The sequence below is a fragment of the Colwellia sp. BRX8-4 genome (genome assembly GCF_014077345.1).
Lineage (GTDB): Bacteria > Pseudomonadota > Gammaproteobacteria > Enterobacterales > Alteromonadaceae > Colwellia_A.
On record NZ_JACGVS010000001.1, the window covers coordinates 213,031 to 238,476 of the forward strand.

The window sequence follows — 25,446 nt, forward strand, 5'->3', positions numbered from 1 at the left end:
TTTCACTATGAATTTTGATTTTGGTTTTATCGCGATCCGAATTAATAGTAAACGTAACTACTGCCTTAATTGGTAAAACAGGTGATAAATCAAGCGTAAAAAAATAATAAACGCTTCACATAATAACTGGGCTAAAACCCAGATAAGTTAAGTTGCTAGGAGAGGATAATGGAAGAGAAACAGACATATTGGTCAGAAAATCTGCGCCTAATATTTATAAGTCTTGTTATCTGGTTCGTCGTTTCATTTGGGTTCGGTTTGCTATTAGTAGAACCTTTAAATGAAATACGTATCGGTGGCTACAAACTAGGTTTCTGGTTTGCACAGCAAGGTTCAATTTACACTTTTGTCGGTTTAGTTTTTTGGTACACCAAAAAAATGAACGATCTTGATAAAAAATATAACGTCGAGGAATCATAATGGATGAGTTAAAACTCTATACATACATTGCTGTGTTCGGTTCTTTCGCCGTTTACTTTGGTATTGCTTGGTGGGCTCGTGCCGGTTCAACTAGTGACTTTTACGTTGCTGGTGGTGGTGTTACCCCATTACAAAATGGTATGGCAATTGGTGCCGATTGGATGAGTGCCGCGTCATTTATTTCAATGGCAGGGATGATTTCTTTCCTTGGCTATGGTGGCTCAGTTTTCTTAATGGGTTGGACTGGTGGTTATGTACTACTGGCCATGCTACTTGCTCCTTACTTACGTAAGCACGGCAAGTTCACTGTACCTGAATTTATTTTTGACCGTTATTACTCAAAAACAGCACGTGTTGTTGCCGTTGTTTGTTTAATCATAGCGTCATTAACTTACATCATTGGTCAAATGAAAGGTGTGGGTGTTGCTTTCTCTCGCTTCCTAGAAGTTGATTACGATTTAGGTCTTTACATCGGTATGTTCGTTGTTTGGGTTTATGCCGTATTGGGTGGTATGAAAGGTATTACTTACACGCAAATTGCTCAGTACATAGTATTGATTTTTGCTTATACCATTCCTGCAGTCTTTATTTCACTACAGTTAACGGGTAACCCTATTCCACAGTTAGGCTTAGGCTCAACGTTGGCTGACGGTAGCGGTGTTTATTTACTTGATAAATTAGACTTAGTTGTTACTGAATTAGGCTTTAAAGAGTACACCACTGATAACATGGGCGGCTCAGTAAATATGTTCGCATATACTCTATCTCTGATGATAGGTACTGCCGGTTTACCTCACGTTATTATGCGCTTCTTTACCGTTCCTTCAGTTAAAGCTGCACGTCAATCTGCAGGTTACGCATTAGTCTTTATCGCCTTGTTATACACAGTTGCTCCGGCAGTTGGCGCAATGGCTCGTTTAAACCTAATGAACACTATTGAACCCGTAGCCGGTCAGAACCTTGAGTATGCTGAACGTCCACAATGGTTTAAAGATTGGGAAAAAACTGGTCTTTTACAATACGAAGACAAGAATGGCGATGGTAAAATACAATATACTGCTGATAAAGCGACCAATGAAATGGTTAAAGTTGACCGTGACATTATGGTACTTGCTAACCCAGCAATCGCAAACTTACCAAACTGGGTTATTGCTTTAGTTGCCGCTGGTGGTTTAGCTGCTGCGTTATCTACTGCCGCTGGTTTGTTATTAGCGATATCCTCCTCTATCTCCCACGATTTATTGAAAGGTATTTTAACACCTGACATGTCAGAGAAAGATGAGTTACTCGCAGGTCGAATTGTGATGACAATATCAGTGATGGTTGCTGGCTGGCTTGGTTTAAATCCGCCTGGCTTTGCCGCAGGAACGGTGGCGCTAGCCTTTGGTTTAGCCGCATCGTCAATATTCCCTGCACTAATGATGGGTATATTTGCTAAGAAGATGAGTGGTCCAGCAGCAGTTTGGGGCATGTGTTCGGGTATCGGTGTAACTATGTTATACGTGTTCCAACACAAAGGTTTTATGTTTATCCCAGGCACTTCTTTCCTAGGTGACATGGGTCCTAACTGGTTCTTTGGTATTTCTCCTAATGCCTTTGGTGCAGTCGGCGCTGCTGTTAACTTTGCAGTTGCTTTCGCTGTATTAAGAGTAACAGGTCCAGCACCCGCTCATATCCAACAAATGGTTGAAAACTTCCGTACACCGCATGGTGGTGTTTCAGCAGCACATGATCACTAATTAGTCTTACGACAACTTTTTGATTAATAATACTAAAGCCCTATTTAACTTGTATAAATAGGGCTTTATATTTACTTATTACGATATAATGAGTAAATTCTTCTGCTTAAGCAGACATAATACTTAACACCGAACGGGCTAAATGGCCGTTATGATTAAAACTAAACTGACTCAGTGGGCGGCAGAACTAAAACCTAACTAGCTAAGTCGGCGTCATCCTAAATTCATTTCAAGATCTCAAGTTAAACAACTGAAATAAATTCAGCATGACGAAGTAACATATACTCATAGGAAGCTTTATGAACAAACACACTAAAACAGCTATTATCGTTGCCCCTATCCTGACCATTTTAGGCTTTGCCTTAGCTGATTTATGGGAAGAGAATAGTGCTAGTCAAGCGCGCGCTTTTGAATTGGTTCCCTTTGGACATTGTGACGTTAGTCAGCAAAAATGTATTTTAAAATCAGGAGAATTTGAAGTAAATGTTATGGATGACAAGGGTATAACGACCGTTAATTCTACTTTTCCTATCGATACCGCTACTTTATTTCTCGTCGATAAAGAAAACCAAGCAACGTCCTTTCGACTCGGCATGAAAGACTCGCCTTATTACTGGAAGCGCGAAACACCACTTGGTCGTTTGGTTGCAGATAAAGGCCAAAGCTACAAATTACGTTTAATCCTTGAAATTAAGGGCGGTAAATATTTTTCTGAGTTTTATACGCAAACACTTAACTAATACCACCGATAAACCCACAAGTGGCAGGTCGTTAATTTATCGTTGTCATGGTATTTATGACAACGATTCATTGATAAAAACAACCACTGATAACATGACTAACACCAAGCCAACTCATTATATGAACATTCATTCGCCACGACATCTTATTACGCCCCCAAATTAATCACGCTAAGCCACCATAGGAAGATTATTTTTTGATGAAAAGGTAACCTCGATACTTTTACACTCCAGCGCTTAGCAAGATTGTCTATGATTAAATTCACTTCTTCAGTGTTCACCCTGTCCATTAGGACTTAATTGGCATAATATAATTTCAAGCTTATTAGAAATAACCTTTTACTTCAGCTTAAGCTGAGTTTTCATCGTTTCTTCACTGTTAGTAAACAAGGATACTTATGCTACACATTGAACACTTAAATTTAGTCGTTAACGACATTCCACAAACACTGACATTTTACCAAGCAGCCTTTCCTCATTGGAAAATAAGAGCTGAGGGCATTTCACAATGGTCTGGCGTAGATCGCAATTGGGTACACTTTGGTGACGACTATCAATACCTTACTTTCAACGATAACGGTATTGGAGAAAATCGAGATTTATTGGGACATCAAGTAGGTTTAGCCCATTTTGCTTTTGTGACTGATAATTTAACAGCAATAAAAAATAGACTAGTAAAGGCGGGCTTTGACGTGCATAAAGAAGGCGTTGAGCATACACACCGAGCTAATTTATATTTTCTTGACCCCAATGGCTTTGAAGTAGAGTTTGTCCAGTACTTTAGTGATATTCCTCAACAACGAAACAGTGGCGACGAGTGATCCCCCTTAAAGTATTAACTGTGTTTGTTGCGTAAAAAAGGGCGCTACTTGTTAAAGTAACGCCCTTTTTACCTAGCAACAACAGCCCTGACTAAGCTTCGCTTTTAGCGATAGCCATCTCGGGTCTATTTTCGACTGAAGCCTGTCGACGCTCGGCGAATAACAAATAGAAACTCGGTAAAACAAACAGCGTGAATAGTGTGCCAATAAACATACCCGCCACTAAAATAATACCTATACTGTTTCGCGCTTCTGCTCCAGCTCCCGTCACCAATACTAAAGGAAAATGTCCTAAAATAGTTGCCGCGGTCGTCATTAATATCGGTCGCAAACGTGTCGTTGCCGCCTCTGTAACCGCCGCTAATTTATCGGCGCCAGCTATTTGAGCATGATTCGCAAATTCGACAATAAGAATACCATTTTTAGCGATTAAACCAATTAAGGTGATCAAACCAATTTGTGAATAAATATTAATGGTGGTTAACTCAATATAAGGTAAAAGTAATGCTCCCGACAACGCTAAGGGTACACAACCTAAAAGCACCACAAGCGGGTCTCTAAAGCTATTAAATTGTACCGCTAAAACTAAAAATACAATCAATAATGAAACACCTAATACCATCACTAGGGTACTGCCTTCTTTGCGAAGCTGACGTGATTCTCCGGCATAGTCAATACTGTAACCTGTAGGTAGCATATTTCTCGCCGCATTTTCTAGTGTTGACAGCGCTTGTTCTTTATTAACGCCTGGCGCAACGCCACCATAAACTTTAAATGAAGCCTGCTGAGCAAAAGTTGATAATTCACGCGGTACGGTTTTCCATGTTAAATCAGCAACAGCCGAAACGGGTATTAATTCTCCCGAAGGTATCTTAATATTTAACGCTAAGATCTCTTCAGTTTTACCCCGAATATTATTATCAACCATTGGAATAACACGATATGCCTTACCGTTAGCATCGAAACGGTTAACGAAGTTACTCGACAATAGAATGCCCATTTGTTGACTAATATCAGCAACATTAAGCCCCAAATCAGCAATTTTTTCGCGATCTAGTTGTAACTCAACTTGGGGTAAATCTATTTTTAAATCACTGTCTGCAAAAAGAAAATCACCGCTGGCAAATGCTGCTCCCACCAATTGATCAGCATAGTTTTTCATTTCCGCGTAGGATGCCGAAGATTTAACTACCATTTCAATTTCAAATTGTCCCGCGGTTGGCAATGAACCGGGTAATATAGGTAACATATTCAAACCGGGTATTTGCGCCAATTTGCCATACATTTCTGGAATAAGTTCTTGTGTAGAGTAATTACGATCGTCAGCACCGACCAACTCTAAGCCGCCAAAGCCACCAGAAGTAAAGAGTAATTGCCAAACTTTCAAGCCACCTTCAATCTCTTGTAAGGTCTCCACCACAGGTCCCATTTGAGCAACGTTGTACGCTAATGAAGAGTCAGGTGGTGACATAACGACAAACATAACACTCGCTTGATCTTCAACAGGCGCTAGCTCTTTCTTTGATTGCAAATAAAAAGGCACTGAAAGCAAAGAAACCACAGCCGCAATTAAAAAAACCTGCCCTTGCCACTTAAAAATACGTTGCAGTAATTTGCCATAAGCTTGTTGAATATTATCAAAGAGTTTATTCACCTTTCGTGTTAACCACCCCTCTTCACCCCCTTTAGGCAAGATATGTGCGCTCATCACCGATGATAAAGTAATCGCGACAATCCCTGAAATAATGACCGCAATAGCCAAGGTAAAAGCAAATTCTTTAAATAAAACCCCGGTTAATCCTGATAAAAATCCAATAGGAGCATAGACCGCAGCTAACGTTAAGGTCATCGAAATAATGGGAACAAGTAGTTGACGTGAACTTTCTAAAGCAGCGTCAAATTTTGAATAACCTTTACGCATTAAACGGGCAACGTTTTCCACCACCACAATCGCATCATCAACCACCAAACCTACCGATAATACAATCGCTAACACGGTTAATAAGTTAAGCGAAAAACCCATAAATGACATCGCTGCTACCGCGCCAAGTATAGATATAGGTATAGTAATAAGTGGTACCATCGCACTTCTAAATGACCCCATTAATAAGACAACGACCAAGCCGACTAAAATAACAGTTTCCATTAAAGTAATGAAAATTTCACTTAACGCATCACGCATATAAAGTGTACCGTCGAAGGCAAAATCTATCGACATACCTAAAGGTAATGTTTTATTCAATTCGGCAATTTTACTATAAAGACTATCGCCAATATCAATTTCATTAGCGCCAGGTAAGGGCCAAATTGAGATATAAACCGTGTCACTATCATTTAGCCTTGCCGTAACGCTGGCATCTTCTGCCGCTATTTCAACACGAGCAATATCAATTAAATGAATGGTAGCACCGTCGATATTTGCCACCACTAATTGCTCAAACTCAGTCACTGACGTTAATTGACTGTTAGCAACAATATCAATGCGCTGTCGGCTATTTTCAGCATAGCCCATAGTTGCAATACTGTTATTGGTTGCTAATGCTTGGTAAACCTCTGTCGAACTTAAGTTAAACACTGCAAGCGCTTCGGTATTCAACCAGATGCGCATTGCTGGCGTTCTTGCCCCTTCAATACCAACACGTTGCACACCTTCTATGGCGTTTAAAACCGGATTAACTTGTCGGGTTAAGTAATCAGTGACTTTTGATAAGTCATTACCATTAGCATTAACATTCAGATAGAAGACAGCAAAAGGACGGTCTGCACGACTCACTGAGACTATGGGGTCTTGCGCACCTGTGGGTAATTCATAGCGAATTTGGCTTAAACGTGCGGTTAACTCCGCTAATGCTAAGGTACTATTTTCATTTAAGTTGAGCCACGCGGTAACTTTACTGCTGCCTGAAGTCGTTTTAGACTCAACATACTCAACACCAGGCACCGTTGCGGCAGCTCGCTCTATCGGTTCAGTAACAAAACCTTGCACCACTTCAGCTGAAGCGCCAATGTAATAGGTATCAATAACTAACGAAGCACTCTCTATCTTTGGAAACTGCAACACGGGGATCTTACTGATTGACCAAAGTCCCGCTAAACAAATAATAATAGACAAAACTAACGCGACAACAGGACGGCGAACAAAAATATCCATTACCGATGCTTTACTGTGTGAAATTGGATTTGAAGTTTTTTTCATCATAACTCGCTATTTCTTATCAGCAGTGCTCGCTGACAAAGACTCAGCGAGGTAAACTTTCATTTGTGGGAATAATTTAAATGCACCTTTTGTAGCAATTAATTGTCCTTCATTGAGGCCTGACAACACCATTACTCGGTCATCATTGCGATCACCCAAAGTCACTTTAACTTTTTTAGCCCGATAAGCACCTTCACCCTCTGCTTCAAGTATAAAAACATAACTTCCTAGTGGATCTCGTGTTATGGCGATATCAGGTACTGATATTAGCGAAGCCTCGGCGGCAATGGGTGAATAAACACTGACTAAGGTATTAGGCTTCAATGCTAATAATGAAGACTTTATTTGTGCGCGATACTTCAAGCTACGTGAAGTCCGTTTTAATTGTGGATCAATGGCAATAATCATCGCTTCATATGACTTAAGCTGATTCATCGGTTGAACGTTAACAACAGATCCCACCCCGAGCTCTTGATAAACTTGTGGTAAGTAGAAATCAATCCAGGTAAATTCGTTAATACCAATCAAGGTCAATACTTGACTGTTTTTATCTAAATATTGTCCTATTTCAAGATTGTGAATGGCCACTTTTGCATCAAAAGGTGCGCTCAGTTTTTTCTTGGCGATCATCGTTTCTAATAAGGCTACATCAGACTTAGCCAATGCAACTTCAGCTTCAGCTTGATCAACAAGTTCTGCACTAATTTCATTGTTTTTCTTTAAGACAAGATAGCGACTGTAGGTCTTTTTCGCTAAGGTAAGCTGTGCTTGAGCGGCAATTAACTTCGAGTCTTCATCTCGATGGTCAATTTCAATAAGTACCTGATCTTTTTTCACCAGGCGTCCTGACTGTGCATTTAACAAGGTAATTTGCCCAGCGAATTCATTATTTAATGATAATGATTTAAAGGCTTGTACTTCACCACTGACTTTAAGCATTTCTTGATAATCGACACGAACCGCTTCAGTCGCATTAACCGTTGCTGAAGGCTCAGGCATATTGACTCCCTGCGATGCTTGGGCTTGTAATGATGACTTATAAAAATACAAGCTACTGACCACTGCAGCTAAAATTAGAATAATCAGAATCCATTGACGGATTTTCATAGTATTTCCTTTATTATTTCTCATGTTGTTATCTAAGTTCTGACGTAGTTAGCTGTAGAGCTACTTTTTCAATATCGTCTTTACTGACTTTTTGTCGCCAATTAAAGGTGTTGATAAAGCGTTGTAAATTAAGAATGTGCACATTGTCTGTTGATAAAGAAGTGATACCCTCTTGAGCTTCACTATCTTGTTTGCTGTTTCTATTGTGATGTAATCTTACCGTTTGAAAATAACCTACATTTAAAGACCATGCGCCAATACTTATCTGCTCCATGTCATTAACGCCCGACTGAAGTTCATTAGTATCGACTGCCGTTTGCAGCAATACTTTAAATGAATCCTCGCAGACACGACTACAATTAATCATATAATCAAGCCAGCGTTGTGAGCATCGCTTTATAATAGAGCGTGTATTAACAATACTTTCTAGTTGATCATCAAAACTAAACATTTGTACTTTAGAAAAATCGAGTAAGCTTAAAGCAATAATTCGTTCTGGCGTAGTTAGTGGCAGTGCAAGCACTTGACTTACAACCCGATACCTTTCTTGATACATTTTTGTTGCTAAGACAATCAGCAAGTCTTCTTTACATTGCACAAATTTATAGACCGACCCCATAGATAGGCCAGCAGACTTGGCGATTGATGACATTGAAAAATCTAATAAGTTACTTTTTTCTATTGCGGTAACCGCGGCAAACAGAATTAACTTCTCTTGTTCTTCAAGGCTAAATTTTGGTGCGGGTGCCATAGCAACCTCTTTAACTTATTCGTTCGAATGATATTCGAACGCGATTATATAGCAATGTTGTTGAAATGCAATGTCCTGAAGTTAATGGCTAAAAAAACTTCGCTTAATTACCCACCAAGTTTTGTATAAATTAGCTTAAATGCTTGGTATTGTAGAAGTATAAAAATAAAAATTGAGATTTATTATGTTTCCTAATTGGCAATTGTCGGTATTGAGTATTGGTTATATTGGCCTGCTTTTTCTTATTGCCTATTTAGGAAACAAATACCGCCATAAAATTGTTCGTAAAAGTCAGGGTATTATTTATGCGCTAACACTAGGGGTTTACTGTACCTCGTGGAGCTTTTTAGGCACTACGGGCCAGGCCTCAACGAACTTTCTTTCTCATATTCCTATCTATTTAGGACCCATTTTATTATTTGTTTTTGCTTGGCCTTTTATCCAACGTATTGTGCGTGTTAGCTTAAAGTTAAACTTAACTTCTCTCGCTGATTTACTCGCCTCACGTTATGGCAAGTCACACAAGCTAGCGATTATGGTGACCATCGTCGCTTTAATCGGCACCATGCCCTATATCGCTCTACAATTAAAAGCTATTGTCTATTCTTTTCAACAACTTCAAGCTGAACAAACGTTAGTGACTTGGCGCTTTGGACTTATTTCAAGCGTAGTACTTGCTGGCTTCACCGTAATATTTGGTATTCGTCACATCGATGTTACCGAGCGCCACCCAGGTGTAATGCTTGCCATTGCTTTTGAATCGTTAGTCAAACTTTTTGCCTTTCTTGCTGTCGGTATTTTTGTGACTTTTTTTGTCTTCGACTCGCCCATGGACATTTGGTACAAGTCAGGAGCAAGTTTACAGCTAGAGCAGCAACTTAACTTTCCTAATATGATGTCGATGTTAGCGATGTTAGTTATTGTTATGGCGGCATTTTTATCCTTACCTCGACAATTTCAAGTCATGGTCGTTGAACTTAAAGACCCAAAAGATACTAAACTCAGTCGAAAAATATTTCCGCTTTATTTATTAGTTTTTGCGGTTTTCGCTGCGCCGCTGGGTATCGCGGGCCAAATGCTCTTGGGTGATAGTGTCCCTTCAGATGCTTATGTTTTATTTTTACCTTGGCATCAACAACAAACCTGGTTAACACTGTTTGCTTTTCTAGGTGCTATTTCTGCTGCCAGCTCTATGGTGATTATTTCTTCGATTGCACTGAGTACGATGTTGAGCAATGAAATAGTTTTCCCTTATATTTTTCGTGCTAGCAAAGCTAAAAACACCGATTTTGATGAATTTAGAATTCGCTTGCTTAACATTCGTAAAGCACTCGTTTTTCTAGTTATTTTGCTGGGCTACGGGGTGTTTTTGATGACTTCACCCGATACGCTAAGCTCGTTAGGTGAAATTGCTTTTGGAGCTTTTGCGCAATTGACCCCAGCACTTGTTGCGGCATTTTACTGGCGAAGAGCAAGCTTAACTGGAGTATATGCGGGTATTTTAATTGGTTTTTCAATGTGGTTATTACTTAATTTCATTCCACAATTTGGCTTATACGAGCAGCCTTTTACCGGCGGCTTATTATCGGCTAATACCACCGTTAGCCTACTTAGCTTAACGGTTAATATGTTTGTAATGTGGGCATTATCACAAGTCAGTCGCCAAAGTGTGCAAGAGCGGGTACAGGCATCGCTATTTTTAGAGTGGCAAGCACCTAAACTACTCAATTCACAGAAAAAACGTCATATTGATGAACGTGATTTAGAAGTGCTTGTCTCGCGTTTTGTTGGCGAGGGAAAAGCAAAAATTAGTTTTAAACACTTTAAGCAAGGTGTCGTGAAAAAAGAGGTCACTCATCAAGACTATAATCAACAGTTATTACTGCATACTGAAAATACGCTGGCAAGTGTTATGGGGGCATCTTCAGCACGTTTAGTCTTATCTTCGGCTTTAGATGGACGCGATATTGCCCTCGACGAAATTGCGGTATTAGTTGAAGATGCTTCGAGCCAGCAGCGTAAATTCAGTCAAAATTTATTACAAAGCGCTATAGAAAACGCCAGTGATGGTATTTCAATTGTCGATAATGAGCTAAAATTAGTCGCTTGGAACAATAAATATATTGATCTATTTTCTTACCCTAAAGAGTTAATTTACAAAGGTTGCCCGATAAAGCACCTTATTCGTTACAACGCCTCGCGGGGTCTTTGCGGCGAAGGTGAAATTAGTCGACAAGTTGAAAAACGTTTAGAGTATTTACGAAACGGAAGTCCTCACAGCTCTGAACGTGAACACCCTGACGGCCAAGTGGTCAGAATTCAAGGTAACCCTTTACCCGGTGGTGGCTTTGTCATGTTGTTTTCTGACGTTACCGCCTATAAAAATGCTGAAAGAGTCTTAAAAGATACCAATATTGATTTAGAAACCATTATTACCGAACGCACTAAAAAATTAGAAAAAACCAATGAAGATTTAGATGCTGCTCGTGAAAAGGCTGAACAAGCACATATTAAAAAAAGCCTCTATCTGAAAGCCTGCAGCCATGATTTAATGCAGCCATTGGAAGCTGCAAGGTTATTTACCTCAGCCTTGAGTAGCCAAGGCAGTTTAAGCGAAAGCCAATTAAGACAAGTCAAAAACATCGATCATTCTTTAAAGGTTGCTAACGACTTACTGGCCGACTTAGCTGAAATAGCACGTATTGAAAGCGGCAATATCACCACCCACCTCACCACATTTTCAGTGAATGATTTATTTAAAGATTTGGCGCAAGAATTCTCTGCGGCGGCGGCTGAATATCAAGTTGAATTTAAAGTGGTCTCTTGTAAAGCTTGGATTACTTCAGACCGTAATTTATTACGCCGTATTTTACAGAACTTAATTGGCAATGCCTTTCGCTACGCCAGTCCGGGGAAAATTTTATTAGGATCGCGAACTGTTGGTCAGCAAGTTATTCTGCAAGTATTGGACAACGGCCCAGGCATTCCGCTTGAAAAACAAAAGATTGTTTTCGAGCAATTTACTCAACTAGAAAACAATCCAAGTCATGCCAGCAGAGGTTTAGGATTGGGTCTGAATATTACCCAAAGCTTTGCACAATTATTAGGACACCCGCTGTCGTTAACATCAAAAGAACAGCAAGGGTGTAAGTTCTCACTCGCTATCACCAAAGCACATCGACAATTTAATATTAAAATTGAGCAGCCAGTCACTAAAATAGGTCTAAAAGACGTCACGGTAATGTGTATTGATAACGACCCTGATGTACTTAATGGCATGACAGAACTGCTCAGTGCTTGGCAGTGTAACGTGCTATCGGCTGAGTCTTTTGAGCAGGCAATAGCAATATTTGCACAGCATCAAAATGAAGTTGAAATTTTATTAGTCGACTACCAGCTTAATAACAATCAAGACGGCTTAACCCTTATCAAAGCGCTACGTGCAAGCAGTAATCATTATATTCCGGCAATATTAATTACAGCGACTACCGATAGTGACATTGAAGAAAAAACCCAGAAAGCCGATGTTGGCTTTATGAGAAAATTGGTTAAGCCAGCAGCGCTGCGCGCAATGATGAGTGCACTGCTAGCGAAGAAGTTACAAGATAATTATTCTGAGTAATCGTTATCACCAACGGTTGTTGATGATTGCTTTTACAAACCGCTGTGAGTGATTAATTAGAGGGTTGGGCACTAACAAGCTATTGGCAAGCGATAGCCCATTGCTATTACTGATAATTGTTAATAGTTAATAGTTGCGGTTAGTGATTAATATTTGGCTCAGCAACATTCAGTGGCGCAATAGCAATAACGGCTTGCGTTCTGTTACGAACATTGAGTTTACGAAAGATAGCGGTAGCATGCGCCTTAATAGTCGCTTCTGAGACATTAAGGTCGTAAGCAATTTGTTTGTTTAATAAGCCTTGGGCAAACATCATTAAAATACGGTATTGCTGCTGAGTTAAACTCGCCACACGTTCGGCAATATTACTTTCTCCATCACCTTTACTCGCCTGAGCAAAGCTTTCTGGCACCCATACTTCTCCCGCTAAAATTTGTTGAATCGCGTAAATAATAGTTTCAACGGGCGTCGATTTAGGTACAAAACCCGCTGCGCCATATTCCATCGCTTTACGAATAGTATCGTTATCTTCATGAGCCGAGATCATCACTACCGGTATTTGTGGAAAATGATTACGCACATGAATTAAAGTGTTAAAACCATGAGCGCCAGGAATATTTAAGTCTAACAAGACTAAATCACTGTCGGTATTATTAGCGAGTTGTTGTTCAAGTTGCTCGATTGTCTGTGCTTCTAACCACTGGGTTTTATTAAACTTAACATCGAGCGCAGCTAATAACGCTTGTCTAAATAAAGGGTGATCGTCAGCAACTATTATTTTTTCTGGCTGGAACATAATTTAATCCTTAAAACTTTCTTCTTCAAGTATACGGTTTTACCAGAAAAAGTTTATTAGACCTTAGCCTAACAACGCTTGTTTTGATTTAAATCACATTATGTTGAAATTATGCACCTTACTTGATTAAAAGTAAGGCAACATCTTCAGCATAACAACAGAAAAACTAAGCTTTTGCTGGAATATTCTTCAATACTTCAACCAGTAACTGCCAATAAAGCCCAACGGCTTCGACATTCACTTTTTCATCAGGTGAATGAGGAAATTTAATGGTGGGGCCAAACGAAACCATATCCCAGTTTGGATAAGCGTTTTTAAATAAACCACATTCTAAACCGGCATGGATAACCATAATCTCAGGCACTTTATTAAAAAGTGACTGGTAAGTATCACGGACAGTTTTCATAATTTTTGAATCTGTATTAGGCTTCCAGCCGGGATAAGCACCAGAAAATTCAACCTTTGCTCCTGCTAATGTAAAGACTGATTTCACCATAGACTCGGCCAGTAATCGGCCATCGTCATGTAAACTACGAATAAGAGACATAGCTACAAAATTACGCCCTTTACAGCGAACAACCCCTAAGTTAAGCGATGTTTCTACAATACCTTCAATATCGTCACTCATGCGAATAACACCATTGGGGCAAGCGTTAAGGGCGTTTAAAATTAACGACTGTGTTTTAAGACTCCAACACTGGTCGAAAACCTCTGGTGAAATAAGTAACATATCAATATCGGTTTCAATACTGCCTAATGTTGCGCGTAACCTGTCCAAATAATCGTCTAGGCTAAGTTTAAAAGCGCTCACATCTTTTGCTGCAATAACAAAACTGGCATCAGCTTCACGAGGAATAGCGTTACGCAAGCTCCCGCCATTTAAATCCACTAAACGCAAATCAAAATTTTGGCTTGCGTCGAGTAAAAATCGCACTAAAAGTTTATTTGCATTGGCACGACCCGTATCAATGTCTACCCCAGAATGTCCACCTTTTAAACCTGAAAGAGATAAGGTAAATGAAGTGAAATCTTGGGTAACATCTTCAAAAATCAATTTAAAGGTAGCTTCGGCGTCAATACCACCGGCGCACCCCATATAGATTTCACCTTCTTGTTCAGAGTCGGTATTAATTAGAATATCACCCTCTAACCAGCCTGCCTCCAAGCCAAAAGCGCCGGTCATACCAGCTTCTTCATCTATGGTTACTAAAACTTCTAAAGGACCATGAGCGATATCATCGCTTGCCAAAACGGCTAAAGCTGAGCATAAGCCAATACCATTATCAGCGCCTAAGGTGGTACCTTCTGCTGTAACCCATTGTCCATCAGCTTCTTCAACCGTGTAAGGTTTGATAGCATCGGTTAAAAAATCATGAACGGTATCAGCATTTTTTTGTGGAACCATGTCCATATGCGCTTGTAGAATGACGCCTTGGCAGTTTTCCATACCCGCTGTAGCTGGCTTCTTAATAAAGATATTACCAACGGCGTCTTCTTTTACCGATAAACCTTGCTCTTTTGCCCAAGCTTGGATCCAAGCTGATATTTTTTGCTCATGCTTTGAAGGGTGTGGGATACTGCATATTTTTTCAAATAACTGCCATAAATGCATGGGATGAAGCTGTGATAAATTACTCACATTTTTTCCTTAATTTTATTTTAATACTTATTAGTTTATCAACTTACTGAAATCGGTATTGCTCAGGGTTATGTCGTCGCATTTTTACCCAAAACTTACTTACCCGCCATTAAAAATTGCCATTGATCGTTAAAATCTTCGCTAGGCTTCTTGGTAAAACCTGAACGAACATACTGGCTAATTTTTCCTTCAACATAAGCGCCTAAGATATTTGCTAATGCTTGCTCTGAAATGCTAAAGCTCTTACCTTCACGCAATTTTCGTTCACGTAAGACTTGTTTAAATTGCGTTTCTAATTTTTCAAAATACTGATTGACACGTGTCCGTAATCTTTCGTTTTCGCCCATTAACGCATCACCAGCCAAGATACGACACATGCCAGGATTACGTTCTGAAAAAACCAACAAAACATGCAAAATATGATGACAACGCACCAAGGCTTCTTTGTGATCACTGAGGATTAAATTCACCCGTGAAAACGTTGATTCTTCAATAAAATCAATTAAACCTTCGAACATACGGGCTTTAGAAGGAAAGTGGCGATAAAGCGCAGCTTCTGATACACCCACTTCAGCAGCAAGTTTGGCGGTCGTTATTCTCTGGCCAGGACAAGTTTCTAGCATTTTTGCTAAACACTCTAAAATTTGTTGTTTGCGATTAGGTTTTTGCGCTACGGTCATAAATCGTTCTCTTATTTTTTTTCAACATAATGTTGCGAAATTAGTTGTACTAATTGCTCGGCAAGTATTTTTTTTGATGCTAACGGTAGTTCCGTTTTATTTTTATTGGAGAAAACCGTTAAGGCATTATCATCACTATTAAAGCCTTGCCCTGACAGCGCAACATTGTTGGCAGCAATCATATCAAGATTTTTTCTTTTTAATTTATCAAGCGCATAATGTGCGACATCTTGTGTTTCAGCCGCAAAACCGATGGTAAAAGGTTTTACGGATAAAGCAGCAACATCGGCAACAATATCAGGGTTTTTCACTAAAATAAGTTGCATTTCATCGGCTGATTTTTTAATTTTTTGCGTTGCTACCTCACTGACTCGATAATCAGCAACCGCGGCACAGGCAACAAAAACATCGGCTTTTTTGGCAAGTTCAAGCGCTTGCTGGTGCATTTGCAATGCACTTTCCACCGCTATTTTTTTACAACCATGGGGAACAGCAATACTGACGGGTCCCGATATTATTTGGACTTCTGCGCCCGCTAATTGTGCTGCTTGTGCTATGGCATAACCCATTTTTCCTGAGCTATGATTCGAAATATAGCGCACTGGGTCTATAGCTTCACGCGTTGGTCCTGCTGTGATCACCCAACGTTGGCCCGATAAATCTACCTGAGCAATCTTCGACGCTGGTTGAAAAAATTGACAGACATGGCTGACTAAAGGGTCAACATCTAACATTCGCCCTAAACCAACATCACCACAAGCTTGTGCTCCTGAGCCAGGACCAAATACGGCAACTTTTCGTGAAATAAGTTTAGCAATATTTTCTTGAGTAATTGCCGCATGCCACATTTGTTGATTCATCGCTGGAGCGATAGCAATTGGCGCACTTGTTGCCAAACATAATGTAGTTAATAAATCATTCGCCATACCGCAGGTAATACGAGCAATTGCGTCGGCAGTCGCTGGTGCAATTAGGATAAAGTCTGCCCATTTTGCTAATTCTATATGCCCCATAGCTAATTCTGCTTGGCTATCAAGCAAACTGTCTGAAACGCCATTGGCAGAAACGGCCTGTAATGTTAGTGGAGTGATAAAAGCTTTTGCCGCTGTTGTCATCACTACACGAACATCTGCGCCATTATCTTTTAAACGACGCACTAATTCTGGCGTTTTATAGGCAGCGATACCGCCAGTAATACCCAGAACTATTTTTTTACCCTGTAAAATTTGCATAAACTGCTAGTCTTAATAACGATAAGTGGCGATAAGATACCATTAATTTGCCCATTTACAAATTTGCTTTGCAAGGATGCGGTGATGTTAAAAGATTGGTTAGAAAATGAAAAACCCAGGGAAAAGCTACTACACAAAGGACCTAGCAGTTTAAGTGATGCGGAATTATTAGCTATATTTTTACGCACGGGAGTAAAGGGATGCCATGTAGTTGAGCTAGCTCAGCAGCTTTTAAAAAGTTTTGGCAGCATTGCCGCCATCTATCGCGCAACTGAGCAGGAGTTTTGTCAACATCATGGCTTAGGTGTGGCGAAATATGTACAGTTACAAGCTTGTTTGGAGATGTCAAAGCGTTATCTTAGCGAGCAATTGCAAAAAGGTACTGCGTTAACCTCTTCACAGGTGACACGAGATTACTTGATCAGTGAATTACGTGGTGAAAGCAGAGAAGTCTTTGCGGTAATGTTTCTCGACAGCCAGCATCAAGTATTAACCTTTGAACGATTATTTTTTGGCACCATTAACGCGGCAGCGGTCTACCCGAGAATAGTGGTTGAGCAGGCGCTAAAACAAAAAGCCGTCGCGGTAATTTTAGCGCATAATCATCCTTCGGGTATTGCCGAAGCGAGCATTGCGGATAAACAAATTACCAAAAGACTAGAACAGGCACTAAGCTTAATTGATATACAAGTACTCGATCACATTATTGTTGCCGGTAATCAGTGTTACTCGTTTGCTGAACACGGTGAATTATAAATAATAAATAACAGAAGGAGCTTTAGATGAATGAACCTAAACCCAATCAGAGCAGCGACGACGAGCGACGACAATCTTTTCGTTTAGATATGGAAAAAGAGTTAGTTGATATACGTTGGGTAAATGACCAGCAACAAACCGTGCAACGAAAAATTACTTGTTTGGACTTTTCGCGTGGCGGCTTAAAGCTCGATTGCGACCATGTCATTCCACTACAAACTAAAGTGACCGTCGTTTTTAAGGTAGCCAACCCCAACAGCCAAAATTTATATGGCACAGTGATCCGCTGTCTTAAGCAACCGAACGGTTATTTTGAATTGGCATTACGCTTAGAAAATGAAAATGCAAAATAAAATAGTTGCACTATAATTAATTCTCGACGCGAATGTTACAACAGCAAATGTTACAACAAGAGGTAAGGACATTTTATATTATGATGATTTTAGTAGGTGGCGAAAAAGGGGGTAGTGGTAAAAGCTGTTTAGCACAGAATTTAGCCGTTTATTTTGCCCGAGATAAAAAAGCTATCGTGTTGATGGTTGACTGTGATCCACAAAGAACAACCTCTGACTGGATACAAGCAAGAAATTCTGATCCGTCGTTACCCGCGATAAACTGTATTCAATTATACGGTAAAATTCGTAACGATTTACTCAGTTTAGTACAGCATTATGATTATGTAATTGTTGACTGTGGTGGCCAAGATAACTTAGCGCTTCGTGCTGCAATGTCGGTTGCTGACCATGTTATTATTCCGCTGCGCCCTAAACGTCGAGATCTAAAAACCGTGCCGCACATGGAAGATATGCTCAGTACCTGTAAAATGGTTAACCCAAAAATGCTCGCCTCTTTTGTTATCACCCAATGCCCATCGTTGCCCAACCAAGGTAAACGAATATTAGAAGCAAAAGATGTTTGCCGCTCATATGGTATTAACGTATTAAACGCGGTAACCTTTAGTCGTAATGTTTATGATGACAGCGAAGAACAAGGCTCTTCAGTACTCGAAATAGAACCTCAGGGTAAAGCAGCAATAGAAATGACTGCTATAGCTGAAGAATTATTAGCAATGAAACCGGACAACTCACATGAGTTTAACTGACCTAAAGAAAACCACACAAGGAAATAAAAAGAAAAGGGAATTCACTGTTGACGAATTTATTGCTGACGCAGAAAATTACGCGTTAGGGCACCCTGAAATTGTTAATAGCGACAACACCAAAAATGTCTCTATTGAACAAGCCATTCTTGCTGCAAAACAGCAATTGGCGAGTAAGAATATGAAAGGAAATAAGCCCTTTCGTCATGCCACTTTCACTCTCAGTGAACAAGCGATTATCCAATTACAAGATCTCGCCAAAGAAACTAAATTAGCCAAATCACATATTATTCGTATTTTAATTAACGAACTTTGTGACGAAGAACAGCATAATAAACTGAAAAAATTGCTCGACTCAGGCATAAATTAACAACAATTTGATATTTATCTGTGCAATTATCACTCAAACCTTGCATTATACTGCCACAAAAAACAGATAAACCATTGTAAAGTAATACAATATTAAGTTAATATAGTTTTTTCTTATTAAAGGTGGCTTTCATTTTTCAGTTTCACTATAATATGCCACCTTTTTCAGGATCCCGAGGCGACGGTCTTGGGGAATAATAGTTCGACCTGGAATTAATTTTTGGAGTACTCAGAATGTCTAAAGTTTGCCAAGTAACAGGCAAAGTGCCAATGGTTGGAAACAACCGTTCACATGCAAGAAACGCGACTCGTCGTCGTTTTTTACCAAACCTTCAATCTCACCGTTTTTGGGTGGAGAGTGAAAATCGTTTCGTTAAATTACGTTTAACTCCGAAAGGAATGCGTATTATCGATAAGAAAGGTATTGATGTAGTATTAACTGACATCCGTGCCCGTGGCGGAAAAGTTTAACAACTACTTTTAGAGGAAATTATTATGCGCGATAAAATTCGTTTAGTTTCTAGTGCCGGTACTGGTCATTTTTATACTACTGATAAGAATAAAAAGACTATGCCTGAAAAGATGGAGATCAAGAAATTTGATCCACGCATCCGTCAGCACGTAATGTACAAAGAAGCTAAAATTAAGTAATTTAATTCAAGTTTTTAAAAACCCAGCAATTGCTGGGTTTTTTATTGCCTAAAATTTAGTATCATCACTATTATCGTATTTAATAATGAGTCTTTTATGAAGCTCTCTCGTACTGGTTGGAACAACGTTATCATTTTTTCAGTGATGATTTTTATTCTGGTGATTAACGTGACCAATAAAAAATTATATTCATCAACTGAGCAACAAGATAATAAACAGCAGACCTTATTTGCCAAACATGCTGTTATTCTATCGCTAGCGGTTAACCAGCAAGTGGCGATAGAACGCATCGGACGCACTTGGCGAGCAACACCAGCAAAAATATCAGGACAAGCATTAGAGCAAATGATGCTCTCCTGGCATGAGATAACAGGTGACATAGTTACTGTTCCACCCGAGCTTGACCACCAAATGGCGTTAGTTGTTACGGTTGAATTAGCCGGTGAAGCGCAAGCTCAATTACTTAATTTGTTTATTACTGATAATGAATTGCTGGTCTTTAATCCTCAGCAAAAAAGATGGTTAGCTTTTCCGTTGGCAATATTTTCACAGCTCATTCCCAATGAAATATTAGCCAGTTAACTTCCCCCTTTCACTAAACCTATAAAGAAGATCATGTCGATGACTCATCATAAAATACAAGACTGCGCGATACTGACCATGGACAACCTTGAAAATTTTGAGGCTTACGACCATTTACTTGCACAGCCACTACTCGCGTTAGGCTGGCAAATGCATATGGTGTCATGGCATGATAAAAGTGTTAATTGGAACGACTATGCCGCCGTTATTATTCGTTCGCCATGGGATTATCAAGACGATGCGGCTGAATTTTTAAAGGTGTTAACTGATATTGAGCAATCTAGTGCTCACCTTGAAAATAGTTTACTAACGGTTGAGTGGAATATTGATAAAAAATATTTACGTGAATTAGTTAGTCTTGATGTAAATATTGTTAAAACATTGTGGCGGAAAAATTTAACGCCGCAACAGCTAGATCAATATTTTACTGAATTAAATGTTGATCAATTAGTCATTAAGCCTCGTATAAGTGCAAATGCTGATAATACCTTTTGGCTAACAAAAGAAAATCATCAAACATTTTATCCGCAACTTGCCCAAGCGTTTTCAGCCAGTGAGTTTTTAGTTCAGCCCTTTATGAAAAATGTTATTGATGAAGGTGAGTTTTCACTGTTTTATTTTAATGGCCACTACAGTCACGCCATTTTAAAAACACCAAAAGACGATGACTTTCGCGTTCAGGAAGAACATGGCGGTCGTTTAAGGTCAATAACACCCGAAGCAAGCTTAACAAAGCATGCAGAGCAAGCCCTTAAAGCGATAAAAACGCAAATAGGCATGCCACTGTACGCTCGCGTTGATTTTGTACGCTGTGAGCAGGGTTTTGCCCTTATGGAAGCTGAGCTAATTGAGCCTTCATTATATTTTAATATGGATGAACAATCAGCAACACGCTTTGCCGATGCTTTTGTTCATCGCATGCAAGCATTAACACTATAATTTACCATAAACCCGATATAGAGCTACTATGCCCGAATTACCTGAAGTAGAAGTTTGCCGACAAGGCATTAGTCCCCATATTTTAAAGCAAACCGTTTCGCAAGTCGTTGTACGTAATGCAAAATTACGTTGGCCTATTCCTGAAACAGTACAAAGTATGATTGGTCATAGTGTTCATGCTGTTGAACGCCGCTCAAAATATTTATTAATTAAGTTTTCACATGGCACCTTAGTTTTGCATTTAGGCATGTCAGGAACCATTAGAGTTATTGAAGCCGATACACCTATCGCAAAGCATGACCATTTTGATTTAGTCTTCGCACACGGCAAAGCGTTACGTTTAAATGACCCTCGACGTTTTGGCGCGGTATTATGGTTTAAAGACAATATTGACGAGCGAGGTTTATTAAGTAAATTAGGACCCGAGCCATTGAGTGATGACTTCACTTACGGTTATTTATTTACTAAGGCACAGAATCGCAAAGTACCAATAAAAACCTTTTTAATGTCAAATCCTGTTGTGGTCGGTGTCGGTAATATTTACGCAAATGAAGCATTGTTTAAAGCCGGTATTCTACCAACGGCCTTAGCCGGAACAATTTCTGCAGCACGTTTTGATCAGCTTACCGATATTATCAAACAAGTATTAACTGCAGCCATTGCCCAAGGCGGCACAACCTTAAAAGATTTTACTCAAGCAGATGGTCGCCCAGGATATTTTGCACAAGAATTATTAGTTTACGGTCGAGCAGGCAAGCAATGTAATAGCTGCCAAACTATTCTTGAAGAAGTTAGACAATCGAATCGCAGCTCGGTGTTCTGTCCGAACTGCCAAACTGATTAAGTATCGTCGAGTGCGGCTTTTACAATAGGATGAACAAATTGACTCACATCACCATTATGCAAGGATACTTCTTTTACTAAGGTTGACGAGATAAAAGAATTTCCTTCTGATGGTGTCAAAAATACACTTTCGAGCTCAGGGGCTAAACGTCTATTCATATTGGCTAATTGAAATTCATAATCAAAATCAGACACAGCGCGCAAGCCGCGGATCAGTACTTTGGCTTGATTTTTTTTAGCAAAATCGACTAGCAAGCCACTAAAACCAACCACGGTGATATTGGGCAGATGTCGACTCACTTCTTCAATCATAGCAACACGCTGCGCTAAATCAAAACGAGGCTTTTTACTTGGGCTGGCAGCAACACCAACAATAACTTCAGAAAACAAAGCACTCGCACGTTCAATTAAATCTGTGTGGCCGTTAGTGACCGGATCAAAGGTTCCTGGGTAAATCGCTTTTATCGTCATTAGTTGTATCTTCTTTATAAACTTAAAAACATTGTAAAGGCTATTTTTAGTGAATGGAAACTTACAAAGACGAATTTGTTAAAGTATTTACTCGAAAAGCCTTTCCGTCAGTTCAATTTTGATAGTATGATGGAAAATAATACAATGATAAAAACAGAAGTAACTGACATGAAAACCCGTGATAAAATTATTCAAGCCAGCATTGAGCTTTTCAATGAACAAGGCGAGCGCAACGTAACAACCAATCATATTGCAGCGCATTTAAGCATTAGTCCGGGTAACCTCTATTATCATTTTCGCAATAAAGAAGACATTATTCTTTCCATCTACGAAGAATATGCACGTAACCTATTACTAGATACAGTCCCTTTTGTAACGCCCGAAGTAAAGCCCCTCGATACCATCATTTTATATATGGATGCTGTTTTTCAAGCACTGATGAAGTTTAGATTTTTCTACAGTAACCTGCCGGTATTATTAGCAAAAAACCCTTTATTACATGAAAAATATGTTGATGTACAATCATCAATAGCTACCCGTGTCAGTGAGATGCTGTTGTCATTACGTAGTACTCATATGATGAAGTTTGCTGATGAAGACTTACCTGATATTGTCAGTATCTTGCGTTTAGTGAACACCTTCTGGTTAAGCTTTTATCAAACCCAAAATAAAAACATTGAAATTACTGATGCTGTTTTTTATGAAGGCGTCTTAAAAATATTAGTGATTATTCAACCTTATATCACTGAATCTGCAATGCCTGAGTTTTTAGAAGCGCGTACCATGTACCGTAAACGTTGTATGGAAGTCGCTGAAATCGCTTAATCACCAACCGCCTGATCAGTTGAAAATCAAAATATTATTCAATTAAATTTTGCATTTTTAATGCCGTTAATCACTCATTTGACTGCAGGTATCCTGCTAATAGAAGTTGCCAGTCTGATTTTTGCCAATTAAAGTTTGGCAATTTTGCTTTTTCTTTTTCAAAAGAACGTAATAATCTTGCCATATTAGCTTGCTGCCATGATTGAGCAACCGCTCGTTGTTCGCCGCGATCAAAATCAATCAACCAAACATTGTTCTCTTCATCGAGCAGAATATTGTGACTATTTAAATCATGATGATAAATGCCAGCATCATGAAAACGACGGATCACCTTGCCCACTTCTCGCCAAATGTGCTCGACTAATGGTGCTTTTGATAAAACCGCGACTAAATCTTGAGCATGTTCAATTCGAGAAGATAACAAATCAGCTTGATAAAAAAGCCCCTGCTTAATCACTCGAAAAGCAACGGGCTTTGGCGCTGGCAGTGCTAACCCCTGTAGCGTATTCAATAAATGATATTCTTGGGCGGCTCGAGTACTATTTTGTCCCGTAAAAAAATATTTATCATTAATTATTTTGCCAATTAAACCGCCACGAAAATAATGACGTAACACCCACTGTTGTTTTTCCATGGTATTTACTTCTGGAGAGTCGTACTGAACAAACCAAGTAGTACCACGCCCTTGGGCACTGCCGGTAATGGCATTATTTTCATGCCAAAAATCACTATTAAGCATTTTAGGAGAAAAGTCATCGATTGCATTGGCGTTATAGCAACAATAAATATTAGCTTGTTGGTAAATTTTTTCTTGGTAAGGTTTTACAATTGCTGACTGTTTCAAGATAATAGACTCAATTCAAATACTTTATATGCTCTATTGTGGTGATTCCTTTATGCTGGGTCAATTAACAGCGCCAAAAAATTTATGTTTATTACGCTTATCTGCTATCGGAGACGTTTGTCACGCCGTAGCTATGGTGCAACAAATTCAACGTTTTTATCCTCAAACAAAAATTACTTGGGTGATAGGCAAAGTAGAGGCGAACTTATTACAAGGATTGCCACAGGTAAAATTTGTCATATTTGATAAGAAAGCAGGCTTAAAAGGCTATCGGGATTTACGTGCTGAGTTAGCCGATCAAAAATTTGATGTGCTATTACATATGCAAGTAGCCTTGCGTGCCAGTTTAGCGAGTTGCTGTATTAAAGCAAAAGTAAAAATAGGTTTCGACCGTAAACGAGCTAAAGAAGGCCAGTGGCTTTTCACTAATCATCAGATAGCGCCACAACATCAACCACATGTACTTGATGGTTTTATTGGTTTTGCAGAAGCTATCGGTGTTCCCAGCGAAAGTCCTAGCTGGCAAATGCCCATTGGTGACGAAAACGAACTTTGGGCAAGTGAGCGGCTATCGTTAGCATCTGATAAACCTATTGCTGTTATTTCGCCAGCGGCAAGTAAAGCTGAGAGAAATTGGCATGCCGAAGGTTATGCAAAAATGGCCGATTATTTAACAGCGTTAGGTTTTCAAGTGGTTATTTGTGGCGGACCGACCACATTAGAAACATTACTAGCCACTGAGATTATCAGTTTAAGCCAATGCAACCTTGTTAACCTTGTTGGCCAAACCAATTTGAAACAGCTACTTGGTGTGCTTAAAATAGCTCATTTGGTGATAGCTCCTGACACTGGGCCAGCGCACATGGCAGTCACTGTTGGCACACCCGTTATTGGCTTGTACGCGCACAGTAATCCTTGCCGTACCGGGCCATATTTATATCAAAACTATGTAGTAAGTTGCTACCAACATACTGCCCAAGAACAATATAGACAACCTCTTGAACAGCTACCTTGGGGGATTCGCGCCAAAGGTAGTGATTTAATGAATGGTATTACTTTCAGCCAAGTTAAAGAAAAACTGCACCTACTTCTTGATGAACACTACCCTGAGTTTCTCCTTAAATAATAGTGACGGTTAAACTGCCTCACATCAACTATAAATTCAAAACAAGGTCTTGCATTATTTTAGCGAGACCAGGGATCCTTGCGCCACATTTAACTTAACAAGCAACAACAACAACCGAATAACAGTTATCGGGAAAAAGACAATAAAGTAAATTTATTTATTGCAAATGATAATCACTATCATTAGTATTCGCACCAA

25 protein-coding genes are annotated in these 25,446 nt (G+C 39.5%); 16 read left to right on the forward strand and 9 right to left on the reverse strand.

The window, feature by feature from the left end; translation table 11 throughout:
- Positions 1–168: 168 nt before the first annotated feature.
- The 4 genes from H4J56_RS00915 to H4J56_RS00930 all read left to right on the forward strand — a co-directional run bounded on the left by H4J56_RS00915 (position 169) and on the right by H4J56_RS00930 (position 3,720).
- A complete protein-coding gene (locus H4J56_RS00915; protein WP_070375432.1) occupies positions 169–420 on the forward strand; it encodes a DUF4212 domain-containing protein in 252 nt (83 codons plus the stop codon).
- Entirely contained in the window at positions 420–2,159 is a 1,740-nt protein-coding gene (locus tag H4J56_RS00920) for a sodium:solute symporter family protein (RefSeq protein ID WP_070375431.1), read from the forward strand. Before H4J56_RS00915 ends, H4J56_RS00920 begins: the two co-directional genes overlap by 1 nt.
- A gap of 299 nt (positions 2,160–2,458) precedes the next feature.
- A complete protein-coding gene (locus H4J56_RS00925) occupies positions 2,459–2,899 on the forward strand; it encodes a hypothetical protein (protein ID WP_182221346.1) in 441 nt (146 codons plus the stop codon).
- Between the two features lie 398 nt (positions 2,900–3,297).
- Positions 3,298–3,720 (forward strand): VOC family protein, encoded by a 423-nt coding sequence (locus H4J56_RS00930; protein WP_182221347.1) that lies wholly within the window; start codon positions 3,298–3,300, stop codon positions 3,718–3,720.
- Positions 3,721–3,811: 91 nt separating this feature from the next.
- Here H4J56_RS00930 and H4J56_RS00935 read toward each other — a convergent pair whose 3' ends face one another.
- From H4J56_RS00935 to H4J56_RS00945, 3 genes are read right to left on the reverse strand one after another with little or no spacing between them, the layout of a single operon-like run.
- A complete protein-coding gene (locus H4J56_RS00935; protein ID WP_182250813.1) occupies positions 3,812–6,916 on the reverse strand; it encodes an efflux RND transporter permease subunit in 3,105 nt (1,034 codons plus the stop codon).
- A 9-nt stretch (positions 6,917–6,925) separates the two neighbouring features.
- The gene (locus H4J56_RS00940) at positions 6,926–8,023 is read right to left on the reverse strand and encodes an efflux RND transporter periplasmic adaptor subunit (RefSeq protein ID WP_182258728.1); all 1,098 of its coding nucleotides are present in this window, start codon (positions 8,021–8,023) and stop codon (positions 6,926–6,928) included.
- A gap of 28 nt (positions 8,024–8,051) precedes the next feature.
- Positions 8,052–8,774 (reverse strand): TetR/AcrR family transcriptional regulator, encoded by a 723-nt coding sequence (locus tag H4J56_RS00945; protein WP_182258729.1) that lies wholly within the window; start codon positions 8,772–8,774, stop codon positions 8,052–8,054.
- Positions 8,775–8,958: 184 nt separating this feature from the next.
- On the opposite strand from H4J56_RS00945, the gene H4J56_RS00950 reads away from it, so the two are divergent.
- Entirely contained in the window at positions 8,959–12,396 is a 3,438-nt protein-coding gene (locus tag H4J56_RS00950; protein ID WP_070375425.1) for a PAS-domain containing protein, read from the forward strand.
- A gap of 139 nt (positions 12,397–12,535) precedes the next feature.
- On the opposite strand, the gene H4J56_RS00955 is transcribed toward H4J56_RS00950, so the two are convergent.
- The 4 genes from H4J56_RS00955 to coaBC form a co-directional block, all read right to left on the reverse strand.
- The gene (locus H4J56_RS00955) at positions 12,536–13,195 is read right to left on the reverse strand and encodes a response regulator (protein WP_404842394.1); all 660 of its coding nucleotides are present in this window, start codon (positions 13,193–13,195) and stop codon (positions 12,536–12,538) included.
- A 163-nt stretch (positions 13,196–13,358) separates the two neighbouring features.
- Positions 13,359–14,831, reverse strand: coding sequence for an aminoacyl-histidine dipeptidase (locus H4J56_RS00960; protein ID WP_182214544.1), 1,473 nt, complete (start codon positions 14,829–14,831; stop codon positions 13,359–13,361).
- A gap of 95 nt (positions 14,832–14,926) precedes the next feature.
- A complete protein-coding gene (slmA, locus tag H4J56_RS00965) occupies positions 14,927–15,511 on the reverse strand; it encodes a nucleoid occlusion factor SlmA (RefSeq protein WP_070375422.1) in 585 nt (194 codons plus the stop codon).
- Between the two features lie 11 nt (positions 15,512–15,522).
- Positions 15,523–16,743 carry a bifunctional phosphopantothenoylcysteine decarboxylase/phosphopantothenate--cysteine ligase CoaBC gene (gene coaBC / locus H4J56_RS00970; RefSeq protein WP_182258730.1) on the reverse strand — a complete coding sequence of 407 codons (1,221 nt, stop codon included), beginning with the start codon at positions 16,741–16,743 and terminating at the stop codon, positions 15,523–15,525.
- 81 nt (positions 16,744–16,824) lie between these two features.
- Here coaBC and radC point away from each other — a divergent pair, with 81 nt between their 5' ends.
- From radC to mutM, 9 genes are all read left to right on the forward strand, one after another.
- Positions 16,825–17,499, forward strand: a complete 675-nt coding sequence (radC, locus tag H4J56_RS00975) for a DNA repair protein RadC (RefSeq protein ID WP_070375420.1) — start codon at positions 16,825–16,827, stop codon at positions 17,497–17,499.
- A gap of 26 nt (positions 17,500–17,525) precedes the next feature.
- Positions 17,526–17,852: a PilZ domain-containing protein gene (locus H4J56_RS00980; RefSeq protein ID WP_182214547.1), complete on the forward strand. Its 327-nt coding sequence runs from the start codon at positions 17,526–17,528 to the stop codon at positions 17,850–17,852.
- Between the two features lie 80 nt (positions 17,853–17,932).
- A complete protein-coding gene (locus tag H4J56_RS00985) occupies positions 17,933–18,601 on the forward strand; it encodes an AAA family ATPase (RefSeq protein WP_070375418.1) in 669 nt (222 codons plus the stop codon).
- A complete protein-coding gene (locus H4J56_RS00990; protein ID WP_070375417.1) occupies positions 18,588–18,968 on the forward strand; it encodes a hypothetical protein in 381 nt (126 codons plus the stop codon). The genes H4J56_RS00985 and H4J56_RS00990 overlap by 14 nt, the downstream gene beginning before the upstream one ends.
- Positions 18,969–19,201: 233 nt before the next feature.
- Positions 19,202–19,438: a 50S ribosomal protein L28 gene (gene rpmB / locus H4J56_RS00995; RefSeq protein WP_070375416.1), complete on the forward strand. Its 237-nt coding sequence runs from the start codon at positions 19,202–19,204 to the stop codon at positions 19,436–19,438.
- A gap of 24 nt (positions 19,439–19,462) precedes the next feature.
- Positions 19,463–19,618, forward strand: a complete 156-nt coding sequence (gene rpmG / locus H4J56_RS01000) for a 50S ribosomal protein L33 (RefSeq protein ID WP_070375415.1) — start codon at positions 19,463–19,465, stop codon at positions 19,616–19,618.
- A gap of 96 nt (positions 19,619–19,714) precedes the next feature.
- Positions 19,715–20,200 (forward strand): hypothetical protein, encoded by a 486-nt coding sequence (locus H4J56_RS01005; protein WP_182230336.1) that lies wholly within the window; start codon positions 19,715–19,717, stop codon positions 20,198–20,200.
- A gap of 33 nt (positions 20,201–20,233) precedes the next feature.
- On the forward strand, positions 20,234–21,139 hold the full coding sequence (locus tag H4J56_RS01010) for a RimK family alpha-L-glutamate ligase (RefSeq protein WP_259364639.1): 906 nt from the start codon (positions 20,234–20,236) through the stop codon (positions 21,137–21,139).
- A 28-nt stretch (positions 21,140–21,167) separates the two neighbouring features.
- Positions 21,168–21,983 carry a bifunctional DNA-formamidopyrimidine glycosylase/DNA-(apurinic or apyrimidinic site) lyase gene (mutM, locus tag H4J56_RS01015; RefSeq protein WP_070375413.1) on the forward strand — a complete coding sequence of 272 codons (816 nt, stop codon included), beginning with the start codon at positions 21,168–21,170 and terminating at the stop codon, positions 21,981–21,983.
- On the opposite strand, the gene coaD is transcribed toward mutM, so the two are convergent.
- A complete protein-coding gene (coaD, locus tag H4J56_RS01020) occupies positions 21,980–22,453 on the reverse strand; it encodes a pantetheine-phosphate adenylyltransferase (RefSeq protein WP_070375412.1) in 474 nt (157 codons plus the stop codon). The genes mutM and coaD overlap by 4 nt on opposite strands.
- A 144-nt stretch (positions 22,454–22,597) precedes the next feature.
- Here coaD and H4J56_RS01025 point away from each other — a divergent pair, with 144 nt between their 5' ends.
- Positions 22,598–23,278 (forward strand): TetR/AcrR family transcriptional regulator, encoded by a 681-nt coding sequence (locus H4J56_RS01025; RefSeq protein ID WP_231907340.1) that lies wholly within the window; start codon positions 22,598–22,600, stop codon positions 23,276–23,278.
- 70 nt (positions 23,279–23,348) lie between these two features.
- Here the strand turns inward: H4J56_RS01025 and H4J56_RS01030 are convergent, their stop codons facing one another.
- Positions 23,349–24,122, reverse strand: coding sequence for a 3-deoxy-D-manno-octulosonic acid kinase (locus tag H4J56_RS01030; RefSeq protein ID WP_220465891.1), 774 nt, complete (start codon positions 24,120–24,122; stop codon positions 23,349–23,351).
- A 52-nt stretch (positions 24,123–24,174) separates the two neighbouring features.
- Here H4J56_RS01030 and H4J56_RS01035 point away from each other — a divergent pair, with 52 nt between their 5' ends.
- Positions 24,175–25,248: a glycosyltransferase family 9 protein gene (locus H4J56_RS01035; RefSeq protein WP_182258731.1), complete on the forward strand. Its 1,074-nt coding sequence runs from the start codon at positions 24,175–24,177 to the stop codon at positions 25,246–25,248.
- The last annotated feature ends 198 nt before the right edge of the window (positions 25,249–25,446 follow it).